This window comes from Ruegeria sp. C9 (assembly GCF_056537585.1).
The window spans coordinates 87,328-101,713 of record NZ_JBQFRU010000001.1; the positions used below are offsets into that span (position 1 = coordinate 87,328).

Sequence of the window (14,386 nt, forward strand, 5' to 3'; positions counted from 1 at the left end):
TCAGGCCCTCAACCGTTCATTTGCAGGATCCCAGAGCGGCTGATCCTCCTGAACAACAGCACGACATTTCTGACCGTAGATTTCAACCTCTAGCTCAGTTCCCGGGACAGCCTGGTCTGCGCGCACCATGCCCAGCGCGACCGAGGCACCAATGCGATACCCCCACGCACCCGATGTGGTTTCACCCACGATCTCATCACCGCTCCAGATGCAGGACATGTAAGGCGCATCGACCTCACCTGCGTCCACGATCAGAGTGACAAAGGACTTTTTAACGCCTTGCTGTTTTTCGTTCTGAATGGCTGCTTTGCCAACAAAATCCTGCGGTTTATCGAGCTTGACAAAGCGCCCCAAACCACCTTCCAGCAGAGAGTAATCCGTGCTTAGGTCGCCTTTCCACGCGCGATAGCCTTTCTCGATCCGCAGCGAATTCAATGCATACATGCCAAAGGGTTTCGCTCCAGCGGCCAGCACAGCTTCGTAGATGGCGGGCATCGCATCATTTTCAGCATGGATTTCCCAACCCAACTCACCCGCGAAAGATACACGGATCAGGAAGGCATCCTGCCCGGCCACTTTGGCGAATTGGTGGGTCAGCCACCCTTGCTGCAAATCTGCATCGGTGATGCCAGACAATACATTCCGCGTCATGGGTCCGGTCACGATCAGTGTGTCGCGCTCGGTTGTGGTTTCCCGAACGGTCACACCTTCGGGCACCGAATTGCGGATCAAATCACCATCGTGCCACTGTGCCGTGGCAGCAGTGATTAGGACGAAATTGTTCTCAGCCAGACGGATACAGGACAGCTCGGTCAGAATGCGCCCTCTTTCATCCGAGACATAGATCAGATTCATGCGCCCTGCTTTAGGGATACCTCCGGTACAGAAGCCACGCAGCCAGTCATCCGCCCCCTCGCCTTGTATCCAGAACCGCGAGAAGCCCGGCAGATCCAGCACCCCGCAGTGATCGCGCACGGCTTCGCATTCTTCTTTGACCCGTTGCTCCCAAGGGCCCGAACGTCCCCAGGTATGGGTGGCTACCAGTGACGTGTCATCGCCGGTTTGCGCAAACCAGTTTGCGCGTTCCCAGCCGTTGTACGCGCCCATGACACCGCCCAATTCCTTGACCTTGGCGTGCACAGGCGAGACCTTCTTGTCGCGTGCGGCAGGCCATTCGTGATGTGGGAAATGCATGGCGTATTCGTTGCCGTAGACTTCCATCCCTTTCTGATTGCAGTAGTCCTGATCGGTGTAGTCAGTGTAACGACGCGGATCGACGGCCCACATATCCCATTCGGTGTGACCATCGACGATCCATTCGGCCAGAACTTTGCCTGCACCACCACCTTGGGCGATACCGAAAGTAAAGGTATGAGCCTCGAACGCGTTTGTCACACCCGGCATCGGGCCAATCAACGGCAGACCATCTGGCGCATAGGGGATCGGGCCATTGATGACGCGACCAACGCCCGAGGTTGCCATCAGCGGAACCCGTTCCATCGCATCGGTGACGATATCCTCGATCCGGTCCAGATCATCGTTCCACAGTTGGAAGCTGAAATCCTCGGGCATCGGGTCATCCTCGGTCATCCAGTGGCCCTTGCAATTGGGCTCATAAGGGCCGAGGTTGAAGCCGTTCTTCTCCTGCCGCAGGTAGTACGAGATATCGACATCGCGCAGCAGCGGCAGCTTCTTGCCACCATTTTCTTTCGACCACGCTTCGATTTCGGGAACTTCGTCAGTCAGCAGATACTGATGGCTCATGACCATGGCCGGGACGGTTCGGCCGCCAAAGGGTTTGAACCATTCCCCTACGCGCTGCGCATAGTAACCGGCGGCGTTCACCACATAATCGCAGGCAATATCACCCTTTTCGGTATGCACGGTCCATGTGCCGTCGTCCTGCTGTGTCACACCGGTTGCCGGGCAGAACCGGATAATCTTTTGCCCCATATCCCGCGCTCCCTTGGCCAGAGCCTGAGTCAGCTGCGCCGGGTCAATGTCACCATCGGTCGGGTCATACAGAACGCCTTCAAGATCATGGGTCTCCAGGAAAGGATAGCGTTCCTTGGCCTCTTCCGGAGTCCACATCTCCATCGGGATGCCTTGATATCGGCCCATGGACATGGCCCGTTCGAATTCCTGCATCCGCTCCTTGCTGTGCGCCAGACGAATTGACCCGGAAACGTGGTAGTTCATCGGATAGTCGACCTCGTCCGCGAGGCGCGAATACAGTTCGGTCGAATAGCGCTGCATGTTCATGATCGCCCACGAAGTCGAAAACGTCGGAACGTTACCCGCCGCGTGCCATGTCGAGCCTGCGGTCAGTTCGTTCTTTTCCAGCAGAACACAATCCGTCCAGCCCTTCTTGGCCAGATGATACAGCGATGAACAGCCCACAACGCCGCCGCCGATGATGACCACACGGGCCTTGGTTGGAAAATCACTCATGTGTTTGGTTCCCTATTAGTGTGCCCGCTGGGGCAGGTCGTCTTTGATGTCATAGTAATCGCCCTTGTCCGCAACGAAGATGTGCTGGGCGAGTTTCAACCCGGTCGGCTCATCCAATGAGCCCACGGAAATTGCGATCGTGTCCTCGTCATTGTGCTGCCAGAAGAGGAACGAGCCACAAGCGCGGCAAAATCCGCGCTTGGCAATGTCAGAGGCGCGATACCAGCCCAGCGTTTCGCTGGTGGTAAAGCTGAGATTGTCCTGTTGCGTAACGGTCGAGGCCCACAGGTGACCCGACTGTTTGCGACACTGCCCGCAATGGCAGGCATTTGGTGGCGTGAGGTCTCCGTCAACAATAAAAGCGACCGCGCCGCACAGGCAGGAACCGGTATGCATGTCTTTATCCCCTCGCTGTCGGCGTCGAACTGGCACCCAGCAAAACGCCATAAATGATGAAACAGGTCGCCATCACGCGGCGTACCCAGATATTGAACACCGCCCCCAACGCAGCCTTGCCCATCAGCGCCCCCAGCGAGGTGAACCCGGTATAGCTGAGCGTCGTGATGACCAGTGCCGTCGGCATGATCACCGCCATCTGCTGCCAGATGGGTACATTCGGCTGCACAAATTGCGAAAACGCCGCAAGGTATCCGGCGACGCTTTTGGGGTTGATCGTGGCAACAGCCAACGCGTGAAAGTAAACATGTCGCGCCGGACGCTCTGACGCCGGAGCGGGTTTCGCTGCGTTCATCCAACCGCGAATGCCCATCCAGATCAGAAACCCGGCCCCGATCAGCTTGGCGACAAAGAAACCTGTTGGCGACGCGGCAATCAACGCTGTGATTCCCACAGCCGAGAGGATCAGGAACACACTCGCCTGAGTCAAAATAGCCAAGACACCCAACATAGCCTTGGAGAACGGCAGGCTCATCCCATTTGAGATGCAATTGACCGCATTAGGCCCCGGGGTGGTAACGAACACCACCCAGAACAGGGCGAATATGGTCCAGGCCTCGAAACTCATCAGTACACCGGTGGGGCGATAACCCAGATGGCCACAGCGGGCTCATCAAAGGGGTTGGACCAAGTGTAGGGCTCGTGCTTGATCCGGAAGCTATCGCCGGGGCCGACCTGAAAGCTGCGCGAGCCGATCGTCAGTTCCAGACGGCCTGAAACCATATAGCCGACTTCCTGCGTCGGCCGGTTTGCCGGGGTCTGCATCTGCGAATGCGGCTCAAAGGTCGAATGCACCATCTCGAAATCATCGGTCAGGTCAGGCGAAAGCAGTTCTTCGATCAACCCTTCTTCACCAGAGCCCATCGGGCGACGGGACCCTGCCCGCACAATATACCCTTGCTCATCCGCCGGCGCAGCGGAATGGGCAAACAGCATCGACATCGGCACACCCAGACATTCGGCAATCTGGCGTAGATCCGAAATCGACGGCTCGGACATGTCACGCTCGACCTGGCTGAGCCAGCCAACGGACCGATCCAATCGGTTGGCGAGCTCAGTCAGAGTCAGCCCACGCGCCTTGCGCAGTGCGCGCAGATCGGCACCGAGGGATGCGCTATGAGGGGCTTGCGAATTCAAGTTGCGCTCCGAGTCTGCGTGAAATTTTCTGTTACTTTTTCACGGTGCCTCGAATCGGTGAAATTTCCAAGCATTTTTTCACTTGGGTCTGCAAATTTAGTTGGCTATGCACGGTCCATGTGGATTGCCGTAATCTATCTTTGGGCCATTAATGCCCTGACTTTGATGGCGTTTGGCTGGGATAAGCTGCGCGCGCGCCGTAGAAGGCGACGCATCCCCGAGCGGCGCTTGTTATGGTTGGCGGCACTAGGTGGCAGCTTGGCCGCGCTACTGGGGCGCTGGATCTTCGGGCACAAGACCCGCAAGCGCGGTTTCTCGGCTTGGCTATACACGATCACAGCGTTTCAGGCCGGGCTTTGCTATCTGATTATGTCCCGAGATCTTGGCGCATTTTTGCGATAGCTCGGAACCCTCTAACGCGCAAATACATCCGTTAGAATAGCACCAAGTGCGGTCGCATCATCTTTGGTAAACGCGTCGGGCTGGTCGCTGTCGATATCAAAGACAGCGATCACGTTACCATTCGCATCCCGCACTGGTAGAACCAACTCGGACCGAGTGGATGACGCACAAGCGATATGGCCGGGGAAAGCATCTACATCCGAAACCAATTGCACTTGCCCTGTACGGGCAGCCGCACCACACACACCGCGTTCAAAAGGGATTACCAGGCAGCCATGCCCCCCCTGATAAGGCCCGATCTTTAGCACTTCGGGCTCAGTTACGCGGTAAAATCCCGTCCAGTCGAATCGGTCGTCCGAGTGATGCACTTCGCATGCCACCGTAGCCATCAATGCAACCTCGTCGGTTTCACCGTCGGTCAAGGCGGCTATGGTTTTGGCGAGTGTGTCGTAGTCGGCTTTCATGTTGGTAGACCTTGCATCCGGGGAACTGCGGGCGCTGCCGCCAATTCCCCGAGTATTTGCAAAAAGACAAAGCGTCAAACGCGTTCTATTGCGATGGCCGTCCCTTCTCCGCCGCCAATGCAGATTGCAGCGACACCGCGCTTGAGATTTCGCTTTTCCAGCGCATTGAGCAGCGTGACCATAATCCGAGCCCCCGAGGCACCTATCGGGTGGCCAAGCGCACATGCGCCGCCATTCACATTCACGATCTCACGGGACAAGCCCATTTCGTGCATGAAGGCCATCGGTACCACGGCGAAGGCTTCGTTAACCTCCCACAAATCGACATCCTCTTTTTTCCAACCGATACGGTCCAACAATTTCTGCGCTGCCGGAACCGGAGCAGTTGTGAACAGCCTCGGTGCCTGCGCGTGACTGGCGTGGCCAAGAATTCGTGCGCGCACGGTCAGGCCCTGCTGTTCTGCCGCCTCTGCCGAGGCAAGCACAAGGGCGGCTGCGCCATCCGAGATCGAAGAAGAATTGGCCGCCGTTACCGTTCCATCCTTGCGAAAGGCTGGTTTCAGCGTGGGTATCTTCTCGGGCCGCGCCGATTTTGGTTGCTCATCCGCGTCCAGCACAACCTCGCCTTTACGAGTCTGAATCTTGACCTGTGTAATTTCCTGGTCGAACGCATTATTTTCCTGCGCGGACAGCGCGTTCGAAAGCGATCGCAGGGCGTATTCGTCCTGCGCCTCGCGCGTGAACTGATAGGATTCGGCACAGTCCTCGGCAAACGTGCCCATAAGCCGACCTTTGTCATAGGCGTCTTCGAGCCCGTCCAGAAACATGTGATCGACGACCTGCCCATGTCCGATCCGAGCGCCACCGCGCATCTTGGGCAGCAGATAAGGCGCGTTGGTCATGCTCTCCATCCCGCCAGCGACCATGGTTTGAGTATGGCCCAAAGCGATCTGATCAAACGCGATCATTGCGGCCTTCATGCCTGAACCGCACATTTTGTTGAGCGTTGTGGCAGGTACATCTTCTCCCAGACCGGCGGCAAACCCAGCCTGACGCGCCGGGGCCTGTCCCTGGCCGGCAGGCAGGACGCAGCCCATCAGCACCTCATCCACGGTCCGAATGCCAGCACCCTCCAGCGCTGCGCGGATAGCAGCACCGCCCAGATCAGCAGCGGCGACGCCGTCAAACATGCCCTGAAAGCCGCCCATTGGTGTACGCGCGGCACCTGCTATCACAACCTCGTTCATCCGAAATCTCCTTGAACTTTCCAGCCTATGGATACCGAATGGTAAGAATTACCGTCTAGCGTATTTCTACCATCATTTTGCATTGCCAAAGGCGGACGAACATGGGGCTCAGCAGCGAGATCACCGGCGAGACACAGATAATATCCGTTCATTGTGATCGAATTGATGCCGCGATGGCGATTCAATTCAAGGAAGATATGCGCGCGGAAACCCAAACCCATGCCAAACGGGTGGTGTTGGATTTGTCTTCTGTCGAATTCATCGACTCCAGCGGTCTGGGCGCCATTGTCGCCTCGATGAAACAATTGGAAAAAGGGCGCAGATTGGATCTGGCCGGCTTGCGCCCGATCGTTGAAAAAGTGTTCCGCCTGACCCGCATGGACACCGTGTTCAGACTGTTCAAATCGCTGGATGAGGCGATCGGCGCTGGTACAGACTGACGATCGGCAGAGGTGGAACAGCGTGTGCTCGAATTGCAAACAAAACTGCCTGGAGGTGAGCTTTCCCGCGACACAAGTGCAGGCCAGCGCAGGGATCGCGGCGTTAAGCGCACGGCTTGCGGCGCAGGGATTGCCGGAAAGCAAAGCAGATGACGTAAGAATCGCGCTGACGGAAGCGATCAACAACGTGGTCGAACATGCCTATGCCGGGGTGGCCGCCGCTGACGTTCAAATCGATTGCTCATTATGTGCAAAGAAGCTGGTGATTCAGATCACCGATACCGGCGACCCGATGCCTAAATTGCGGATACCGAGCGGCACTCCACCATCTGTCGACACTGCTTTGCAGGACCTGCCCGAGGGCGGCTTTGGCTGGCACCTGATTCATCAACTTGCCAGCGACATACAATATGAACGCAAAAGCGGCGGGAACCTGCTCTGCTTGCGGTTCGACTTTGACGAGATGTCCTAGCAGGCATCAAATGGCCACAATAAGGCCTAGATCGAACCATTGTCGCGCCGCAAACAAAGGTCATAAGTAAGGGGTAGCTCAGATAGCTTCCCTCGGCGCCTAGCGTCACAGCCCCCACCCAGTGAGCGGCGCCGAGGACCTCCTTCCTCTGATAGCATTGGACAATTCCCAGCTGCGGCTTAGTGTCTGCGTGTTTGCAGAAGGAAAGACCCATGCGCGATTTTCACAAGACAGGCCGTTCTGAAGTTTTGGCAACCGAAGGGATGTGCGCAACGTCCCATCCGTTGGCCGCCAAAATCGCGCTGGATATTCTGCAGCAGGGCGGCAATGCCATGGACGCAGCCATTGCAGGCGCAGTGCTTCTGGGAATTTGCGAGCCGCAAATGACCGGCTTGGGTGGAGATTGCTTTGTTCTGTACAATCGCGCAGGCGAGCAGACTGTTCGCGCACTAAACGGTTCGGGTCGAGCCGCGGCAGCAGCGGATGCACAGGCATTGCGGGATCGCGGTTCAAATTCGGTTCCCGAGACCAGCCCGGATGCCGTGACAATTCCCGGAGCGGTTGAGGCATTCTGCCGTCTAGCAAAAACCGAAGGTCGGCTGGGCCTGGAAGCAATCCTGCAACCCGCAATCCATTATGCCGAGTCAGGTGTTCCGGTGGCTCCTCGCGTTGCCTTTGATTGGATGAACAGCGCATCCACCCTGCAAGGCGCGGCCCGTGATCATTACCTGATTGACGGCAAACCCCTGCAAACCGGGCAGGTTTTTCGCGCACCCGGTCAGGCAGAAGTTCTTCGGCGCGTGGCCCAACACGGTCAAAAGGCATTTTATTCTGGTGAGATTGCCGATGACATGCTTGCGGCCCTGTCCGATCTGGGTGGAGTACAGACTGCGCAGGATTTCGCGGCCGTGCAAAGCGATGAAACTGTGCCCGTCAGCGGAGATTATGGCGGTGTCGAACTGGTCGAGCACCCACCGAATGGTCAGGGCGCGACGGCAATCCTGTTGCTGAATATCTTGAAGCACTTCGATCTGGCCGCAATGGACCCTTGGGGGGCTGAACGCATACATATCGAAGCCGAGGCTAGCAAACTGGCCTACGACGCACGCAATCGTTTCATCGCCGATCCCGACCACAGCACGCGGATGGCTCATTTTCTTGCACCTGAGACAGCCGCCCAACTTGCCGCGCTGATCAATCCGAAACGCGCCATGGCTGCCGCCGCTCCCTTGACCGAATCTGTTCACAAAGACACCGTCTATATCACCGTGGTTGACCGGGATCGCATGGCCGTTTCACTTATTTATTCGATCTACCACGGGTTCGGGTCGGGCATCGCTTCGGAAAAGTTCGGCATTTTGCTGCAGAATCGGGGTGCTGGTTTCAACCTCGAACCCGGTCATCCAAATGAGCTTGCCGGTGGAAAGCGACCAATGCACACAATCATACCGGGAATGTTGCGCGCCCAAGGCCGCATCGCGATGCCCTTTGGTGTCATGGGAGGTGCCTATCAACCAACCGGACACGCTCGGCTAGTGTCAAATCTCACGGATTTCGACATAGAGCTGCAGGAAGCCATCGATGCGCCTCGGGCATTTGCAGATGGGGGTGTTCTGAAAATTGAGCGAGGCTATTCCGATGCCGTTCTGCAACAATTATCCGATATGGGGCACACTGTCCAAATACCGGAAACGTCTCTGGGTGGTGCGCAAGCCATTCGAATCTGTTCAAACGGAGTTCTGGAAGGTGCTAGCGATCCCCGTAAAGATGGTTGCGCATTAGGCTACTGACACACGCCATTATGACGGACATATTCAGTTCAACTGAAAGTGCAGCGGATAAGATCCATCCTGAAACGGGCCGAACATGTTGGGGATATCGGGATGGTCTACCGGCTCACCCGATTGATCCTCAACCAGATTTTGTTCTGAAACATAAGCGACATAGAAGGATTGATCATTCTCAGCCAGCAAATGATAGAACGGCTGGTCCTTCAGCGGGCGACTATCTTCGGGAATGGCCTGATACCATTCCTCCGAGTTCGAGAATTCCGGATCGACATCAAAAATAACCCCTCGAAAAGGGTGTCTACGGTGTCGAACCACCTGTCCCAGGCGGTACTTGGCTTGTGTCTTTAGCATTGTTTCGGCCCCCAAAGCATTTAGTACATCTTTTCGGGCAGAAAAGCCAACCAATGAGCTGAAATTCGGGGAAACAGTCTGTGAACCTACTCCTAACAGTGTTCGAAATCGTTGCCCCAGTGTTCCTTCTGGCCGGGATCGGGTTTGCGTGGGTCAAGCTCGGGTTCGAGTATCGGCTGCAATTTGTCACGCGGTTTGCGGTGACGCTTGCAGTGCCCAGCCTGATCTTCGTAGCTTTGATGCAAACCGACATTCCTGGCGATGAATTGACCGTTTTCACGCTCGCTGCGATTGCATCACATGTTGCTTTGGCGGTGGTTTTCTGGGTCTTTGTACGTGCCTCAGGGCTTGAGCAGCGGACCTATCTGTCACCTCTTATCTTCGGTAACACTGGGAATCTGGGCCTGCCTTTGTGCATCTTTGCCTTTGGGCAGGCTGGATTGGGTTTCGCGGTGATCTTTTTGGCCGTTACCGCTCTGTTTTCTTTTACCTACGGTATCTATCTGGTCGCGGGGCGCGGCGCCTTTGGCAAGGTTCTGCGCGAGCCGATGGTCTGGGCCACGCTGCTGGGGGCATTGTTTCTGTGGCGTGGATGGCAGACGCCACTGTTTCTAACCAACACACTGGAACTGTTGGGCCAGATGGCGGTGCCTATGATGCTGATCACCCTTGGGGTCGCGATTGCACGCCTGACAACACAGAAGCTGCAACAGGCTATATGGTTGTCCTTGCTGAAACTCGCGGTGTGCTTCGGGTTGGGCTGGGTTCTTGCCATCAGTTTTGAACTGGGCCCTGTGGCTTTCGGAGTTTTAGTTTTGCAGATGTGTACCCCAGTCGCTGTCACCTCATACCTGCTGGCAGAGCGGTTTGAGGCGGATTCAGATGCGGTTGCAGGCATGGTCATGGTCTCGACCGTGCTATCGGTTGCCGCACTGCCTATAATTCTCGCTATTATTCTGTAACGATTGTGATTTCCTCAGAGCTCAATCTGCGCTAGAATAAAGAAAAAAGGCACGAGGCACATGAGCAGAATTCTTTTCGTACTCTTCGGGGTGCTGCTTTTGGCATCCTGTGGTGGCGGGTCCAAACAGCCACCGAGCAGACTGAATGACGCGTGCAGCATTGCGCGCGAAAAACCCGATTATATCAAGGCTTTCAAAAGCACCGAGCGCAAATGGGGTGTCCCCGTTCACGTTCAGATGGCCACGATTTACCAAGAAAGCCGTTATCGCGCAGATGCGCGCACACCGCACAAATACGTGCTGGGCGTCATCCCGATGGGTCGCCAAAGCAGTGCTTACGGCTATGGTCAGGCACTTGATGGCACGTGGGAGCAGTATCAGCGCGAAACCGGCAAACGCCGCGCCAAGCGGGATCGCATCCGTGATGCGTCAGATTTCATTGGCTGGTACATGAACAAAAGCTATGAGCGGAACGGGATTCATCCCACCGACGCGCGTAACCAATACCTGGCCTATCACGAAGGGCAAACCGGCTACGCGCGCGGCAGCTACAACGGCAAATCTTGGCTGTTGAACGTTGCGAATGATGTAGACGCCCGAGCGCAACTGTATCAGGCGCAGCTGGCGAACTGCCGTTACTAAACAAACCCTGTCAGGTCAGCGATCGTCTGACCTGATACGGGTTTTGCTTGAAAACACGCTGGAATCGAGATTTCCGCCTTCAGTCAACGGCCCCAGCAGTACGGTCGTTTGACTTCCAGCGTTATCGTGGATCACCCATTTGCGCAGCTCAACCGGATTGGATGTGAACATTAACTCGATCCGCCCGCTTTCCGGATTCTTGGGGTCCTGAGCCGTCACAACCGTGGCGGTACCGTCAAAATCGTGCCCAACAACCATATTGGCTTGCCCCAGATTGACATTCCGCGCCAACACCAGTGACAGCGGTGTGCGTTTCAGCGGGTACTGTTCGGGCGGCTGATTGGATTTGGGGTCAAAGATCTGCACCGTCCCTGACCGCGCCAAAACTACCGCGCTGTTGGGCGGATCATATTCGAACCGCATTTTTCCGGGCCGCTCGAGCCACAGCTTACCGGTGCTAAGCGATCCGTCATCATTCACCTGCGTGAATGTGGTCTGAACCGTCTTCATCTGGTTCAGGTAGTTAGAGATTTGCGACAGTGGCAGCTTTTCAGCCGCCCACGCGGCGGGCGCAGCCAGTGTCAGAGCAAGGGCAAAAGCAATCTGTTTCATAGGACCCAGATAGGCGTTCTGCCCTTGTTATTAAATATCTTACTGCTCGGGGACGAGGATTTCGCGTTTTCCAACGTGATTTGCCCCGGAAACAACGCCTTCGTCCTCCATCTGCTCAACAAGCCGCGCAGCTTTGTTGTAGCCAATGGCAAGTTTTCGCTGAATGTAGGACGTCGAGCATTTGCGATCTTTGATCACAATCGCCACTGCCTGGTCGTAAAGGGCGTCTTCTCCGTTCGTGTTGCCACCCGTGTTCAGGCCCAGAACAGCGTCGATATTGTCAGCCTTTTCCTCAGCCGGGCCATCGACCACGCCGCTCATGTAGGTCGGCGGACCGAACTGTTTCAAGTGGTTGACGATTTCTTCGACCTCTTCATCCGAGACAAACGGACCGTGACAACGGGTGATCTTCGCCCCGCCCGCCATATACAGCATGTCGCCCTGCCCCAGAAGTTGTTCGGCACCCATCTCGCCCAAAATGGTGCGACTGTCGACTTTCGAAGTCACCTGGAACGAAATCCGGGTCGGGAAGTTCGCCTTGATCGTCCCGGTGATCACATCAACAGAGGGGCGCTGAGTGGCCATGATCAGGTGAATGCCCGAAGCCCGCGCCATCTGCGCCAGACGCTGGATGCAGGCCTCGATCTCCTTGCCCGCGACCATCATCAGGTCGGCCATTTCGTCGACGATCACAACGATATAAGGCATTGCTTCGGGCGCGAATTCTTCGGTCTCGAACATTGGCTCGCCGGTTTCATCGTCAAAGCCGGTCTGGACCGTGCGGCTGAACATCTCGCCCTTGGATAGCGCATCCTTCACGCGGCCATTGTAGCCCGCGATATTGCGCACGCCCATTTTGGACATTTTGCGATAGCGATCCTCCATCTCGCCCACGACCCATTTCAGGGCCACAACCGCCTTTTTCGGGTCGGTCACAACGGGCGAGAGCAGGTGCGGGATACCGTCATAGACCGACAGTTCCAGCATCTTGGGGTCGATCATGATCAGGCGGCACTCATCCGGCGTTAGCTTATAAAGCAGCGACAGGATCATCGTATTGATTGCCACCGACTTACCGGAACCGGTCGTACCTGCGATCAATAGGTGAGGCATTTTTGCCAAGTTCGCCACCACGGACTCACCGCCGATATCCTTGCCCAACGCCAAGGGCAGCGCATGGTTACCATCGCCGAAATCGCGACTGGCGAGGATTTCGCGCAGCACCACCATCTCACGGTTTTCATTGGGCAGTTCAATGCCAATAACCGAGCGCCCCGGTAGAGTTGAAACCCGCGCGGACAAAGCCGACATTGAGCGTGCGATATCGTCGGCCAAACCGATCACACGGCTGGCTTTTAAACCCGGTGCAGGCTCCAGTTCGTACATGGTCACAACCGGACCGGGGCGGACGCTGACGATCTCACCCTTGACGCCGTAGTCATCCAGCACGTTTTCCAGCATCCGCGCATTTTCCTCGAGCGCCTCATCGCTTAGGTGATGGCGTTGGATGCTTGCAGGGTTGGACAGAAGGCCCAGCGGTGGCAGTTCGAAATCGGAATGCCGTTCCTCGAAAGAAAGTGTCGGCTGTGCTTCGGCTTGCGCCCTGCGCGAAGGCGGAGGAGTGCGTCGGACCGGTTGAGCTACTACAGGTTTACGCGGCTCAGCAACGGGAATCTTGACAGCCTGTCGCGGTTGGAGCGCGGGTTCGGAGGCATCATCAAACACGGCCTCATCATCATAGTCCGGTTCGGAAACATAGTCCTGCTGCATCCAATTATCAGCCTCGGAGTCAGCCGCCAGCGTCTCAACATCAGATCCTGCTGTCAGCGGTGGTTCGGGTGGCAAACCTGCCGAGGTCATCGGGGGTTCGGGCGGCAACTCGTCTGCCGCGCCAGAGTTCAAAATCAACGGGTCCGGTCCCCTGCCCCGCCCTTTGGTCAATGGCAAGTTGGGATCGGGTTCGGGCGTTAGCACACCAGCGGCCACTTTACGATTGCGCACAGCGGCGGAAATCTTGGACCGGATGCGATCCTCACCCGGCATGTCGTAATACCCTTCGACCGCAACGTTTTCGACCAACTCAGGCTCGGGCATTGGGTCAGGACGACGGATCAGGGAAGGCATCCGAGCCAGAAGGCCTGTCTTGGCGACAGGTTCCTGCGCTTCAATCTCAGGGTCTTCAAAGACCGGATCAGCGTAGGCCAGGTCGTCGTCAAAATCCGCCTGAACCGGAACTGCACGTTCGGCCTTGCGCTCGGCCCATTGGGCCTTCCGGTCCCGTGCTGCCCGCGCTGTCGCCGATGCCCCGCGTCCCAGCGCGTTCATCAACAGATCATAGGCCATGACCAGTCCCAACAGAAACGCCCGGAAGCCATTGCGAACGTCCGCTTTGCCGAAACCCAACACAAATACACCCAGAGCCAGCATACCGACCGCCATCGCCAGCGACATCAGCTTGACCAGGAAATGCGATGAGATCGGCAACAACGTCAAAATCGCGCCCATCACTGTATCGCCGAATAGACCGCCCAAGCCATAGCTGTGCGTCGCCCGCCATTCGGCACCCGGTACCAGAGTCGCTGCATAGACAGCCAGAACGGCGATCCAGATCGGCGCAAAAATCAGGCGGGCAATGGCACGGTCTTCACCTAAATGACCTGCAAATCGAACGCCCCAAGTGATCAGCACCAAGGCGACACCCAAGCTGCCCCAACCCACGATCATAAATAACGGCGCGGCAATCGAGGCCCCAATGCGCCCCATCCAGTTTTGCACGGGCGCATCGGTCGAAACCATCCAGTTTGGATCATCGGGCGTATAGGACCAGATCATCGCTGCAGCGGCCAACCCCAACAGGATCAAAGCGATCCCGATCAGTTCTTTGCTACGCCGTTCAATGGCGGCTTGCGTGTTGCTGTCCAGCAGCGGGTCACGGTTTCGCGCGTTATATGATGCCATTT

General features: G+C 56.7%; 15 protein-coding genes. 6 read left to right on the forward strand and 9 right to left on the reverse strand.

Annotated elements, in window-relative coordinates; genetic code table 11:
• From ACR0NE_RS00415 to ACR0NE_RS00430, 4 genes are read right to left on the reverse strand one after another with little or no spacing between them, the layout of a single operon-like run.
• Entirely contained in the window at window positions 1–2,451 is a 2,451-nt protein-coding gene (locus tag ACR0NE_RS00415; protein WP_170596813.1) for a GcvT family protein, read from the reverse strand.
• A 15-nt stretch (window positions 2,452–2,466) separates the two neighbouring features.
• On the reverse strand, window positions 2,467–2,847 hold the full coding sequence (locus ACR0NE_RS00420; RefSeq protein WP_170596812.1) for a GFA family protein: 381 nt from the start codon (window positions 2,845–2,847) through the stop codon (window positions 2,467–2,469).
• A 4-nt stretch (window positions 2,848–2,851) separates the two neighbouring features.
• Window positions 2,852–3,475, reverse strand: coding sequence for a LysE family transporter (locus ACR0NE_RS00425; protein WP_170406646.1), 624 nt, complete (start codon window positions 3,473–3,475; stop codon window positions 2,852–2,854).
• Window positions 3,475–4,044 carry an XRE family transcriptional regulator gene (locus ACR0NE_RS00430; protein ID WP_170398796.1) on the reverse strand — a complete coding sequence of 190 codons (570 nt, stop codon included), beginning with the start codon at window positions 4,042–4,044 and terminating at the stop codon, window positions 3,475–3,477. Before ACR0NE_RS00430 ends, ACR0NE_RS00425 begins: the two co-directional genes overlap by 1 nt.
• Window positions 4,045–4,161: 117 nt before the next feature.
• Between ACR0NE_RS00430 and ACR0NE_RS00435 the strand changes: the two genes are divergently transcribed.
• Complete coding sequence (locus ACR0NE_RS00435) at window positions 4,162–4,446, forward strand: DUF1294 domain-containing protein (RefSeq protein ID WP_170406651.1); 285 nt, start codon at window positions 4,162–4,164, stop codon at window positions 4,444–4,446.
• A gap of 11 nt (window positions 4,447–4,457) precedes the next feature.
• Here the strand turns inward: ACR0NE_RS00435 and ACR0NE_RS00440 are convergent, their stop codons facing one another.
• On the reverse strand, window positions 4,458–4,910 hold the full coding sequence (locus ACR0NE_RS00440) for a GAF domain-containing protein (protein ID WP_170425832.1): 453 nt from the start codon (window positions 4,908–4,910) through the stop codon (window positions 4,458–4,460).
• Between the two features lie 74 nt (window positions 4,911–4,984).
• Window positions 4,985–6,157: an acetyl-CoA C-acyltransferase gene (locus ACR0NE_RS00445; protein WP_170596811.1), complete on the reverse strand. Its 1,173-nt coding sequence runs from the start codon at window positions 6,155–6,157 to the stop codon at window positions 4,985–4,987.
• Window positions 6,158–6,258: 101 nt separating this feature from the next.
• Between ACR0NE_RS00445 and ACR0NE_RS00450 the strand changes: the two genes are divergently transcribed.
• The 3 genes from ACR0NE_RS00450 (at window position 6,259) to ggt (ending at window position 8,859) form a co-directional block, all read left to right on the forward strand.
• Window positions 6,259–6,597 (forward strand): STAS domain-containing protein, encoded by a 339-nt coding sequence (locus tag ACR0NE_RS00450; protein WP_170596810.1) that lies wholly within the window; start codon window positions 6,259–6,261, stop codon window positions 6,595–6,597.
• Between the two features lie 55 nt (window positions 6,598–6,652).
• Window positions 6,653–7,069, forward strand: coding sequence for an ATP-binding protein (locus ACR0NE_RS00455; protein ID WP_480438887.1), 417 nt, complete (start codon window positions 6,653–6,655; stop codon window positions 7,067–7,069).
• A 212-nt stretch (window positions 7,070–7,281) separates the two neighbouring features.
• Window positions 7,282–8,859: a gamma-glutamyltransferase gene (gene ggt, locus ACR0NE_RS00460; RefSeq protein ID WP_170596808.1), complete on the forward strand. Its 1,578-nt coding sequence runs from the start codon at window positions 7,282–7,284 to the stop codon at window positions 8,857–8,859.
• 24 nt (window positions 8,860–8,883) lie between these two features.
• On the opposite strand, the gene hspQ is transcribed toward ggt, so the two are convergent.
• Window positions 8,884–9,210: a heat shock protein HspQ gene (hspQ, locus tag ACR0NE_RS00465; RefSeq protein WP_170398818.1), complete on the reverse strand. Its 327-nt coding sequence runs from the start codon at window positions 9,208–9,210 to the stop codon at window positions 8,884–8,886.
• Between the two features lie 80 nt (window positions 9,211–9,290).
• Between hspQ and ACR0NE_RS00470 the strand changes: the two genes are divergently transcribed.
• Both ACR0NE_RS00470 and ACR0NE_RS00475 read left to right on the forward strand, forming a co-directional pair.
• Window positions 9,291–10,172 (forward strand): AEC family transporter, encoded by an 882-nt coding sequence (locus tag ACR0NE_RS00470; RefSeq protein WP_170596807.1) that lies wholly within the window; start codon window positions 9,291–9,293, stop codon window positions 10,170–10,172.
• Window positions 10,173–10,232: 60 nt separating this feature from the next.
• Entirely contained in the window at window positions 10,233–10,814 is a 582-nt protein-coding gene (locus ACR0NE_RS00475; RefSeq protein WP_170596806.1) for a transglycosylase SLT domain-containing protein, read from the forward strand.
• Between the two features lie 15 nt (window positions 10,815–10,829).
• Here ACR0NE_RS00475 and ACR0NE_RS00480 read toward each other — a convergent pair whose 3' ends face one another.
• Both ACR0NE_RS00480 and ACR0NE_RS00485 read right to left on the reverse strand, forming a co-directional pair.
• The gene (locus tag ACR0NE_RS00480; protein WP_170398828.1) at window positions 10,830–11,426 is read right to left on the reverse strand and encodes a LolA family protein; all 597 of its coding nucleotides are present in this window, start codon (window positions 11,424–11,426) and stop codon (window positions 10,830–10,832) included.
• 39 nt (window positions 11,427–11,465) lie between these two features.
• Entirely contained in the window at window positions 11,466–14,384 is a 2,919-nt protein-coding gene (locus ACR0NE_RS00485; RefSeq protein ID WP_170596805.1) for a DNA translocase FtsK, read from the reverse strand.
• Window positions 14,385–14,386 lie beyond the last annotated feature (2 nt).

What these genes read in the sequence shown, in the direction of transcription:
- ACR0NE_RS00415 (WP_170596813.1), bottom strand. Translation starts at nt 2,451, where the DNA reads ATGAGTGATTTTCCAACCAAGGCCCGTGTGGTCATCATCGGCGGCGGC.
- ACR0NE_RS00420 (WP_170596812.1), bottom strand. Translation starts at nt 2,847, where the DNA reads ATGCATACCGGTTCCTGCCTGTGCGGCGCGGTCGCTTTTATTGTTGAC.
- ACR0NE_RS00425 (WP_170406646.1), bottom strand. Translation starts at nt 3,475, where the DNA reads ATGAGTTTCGAGGCCTGGACCATATTCGCCCTGTTCTGGGTGGTGTTC.
- ACR0NE_RS00435 (WP_170406651.1), top strand. Translation starts at nt 4,162, where the DNA reads ATGTGGATTGCCGTAATCTATCTTTGGGCCATTAATGCCCTGACTTTG.
- ACR0NE_RS00440 (WP_170425832.1), bottom strand. Translation starts at nt 4,910, where the DNA reads ATGAAAGCCGACTACGACACACTCGCCAAAACCATAGCCGCCTTGACC.
- ACR0NE_RS00445 (WP_170596811.1), bottom strand. Translation starts at nt 6,157, where the DNA reads ATGAACGAGGTTGTGATAGCAGGTGCCGCGCGTACACCAATGGGCGGC.
- ACR0NE_RS00450 (WP_170596810.1), top strand. Translation starts at nt 6,259, where the DNA reads ATGGGGCTCAGCAGCGAGATCACCGGCGAGACACAGATAATATCCGTT.
- ggt (WP_170596808.1), top strand. Translation starts at nt 7,282, where the DNA reads ATGCGCGATTTTCACAAGACAGGCCGTTCTGAAGTTTTGGCAACCGAA.
- hspQ (WP_170398818.1), bottom strand. Translation starts at nt 9,210, where the DNA reads ATGCTAAAGACACAAGCCAAGTACCGCCTGGGACAGGTGGTTCGACAC.
- ACR0NE_RS00475 (WP_170596806.1), top strand. Translation starts at nt 10,233, where the DNA reads ATGAGCAGAATTCTTTTCGTACTCTTCGGGGTGCTGCTTTTGGCATCC.
- ACR0NE_RS00480 (WP_170398828.1), bottom strand. Translation starts at nt 11,426, where the DNA reads ATGAAACAGATTGCTTTTGCCCTTGCTCTGACACTGGCTGCGCCCGCC.
- ACR0NE_RS00485 (WP_170596805.1), bottom strand. Translation starts at nt 14,384, where the DNA reads ATGGCATCATATAACGCGCGAAACCGTGACCCGCTGCTGGACAGCAAC.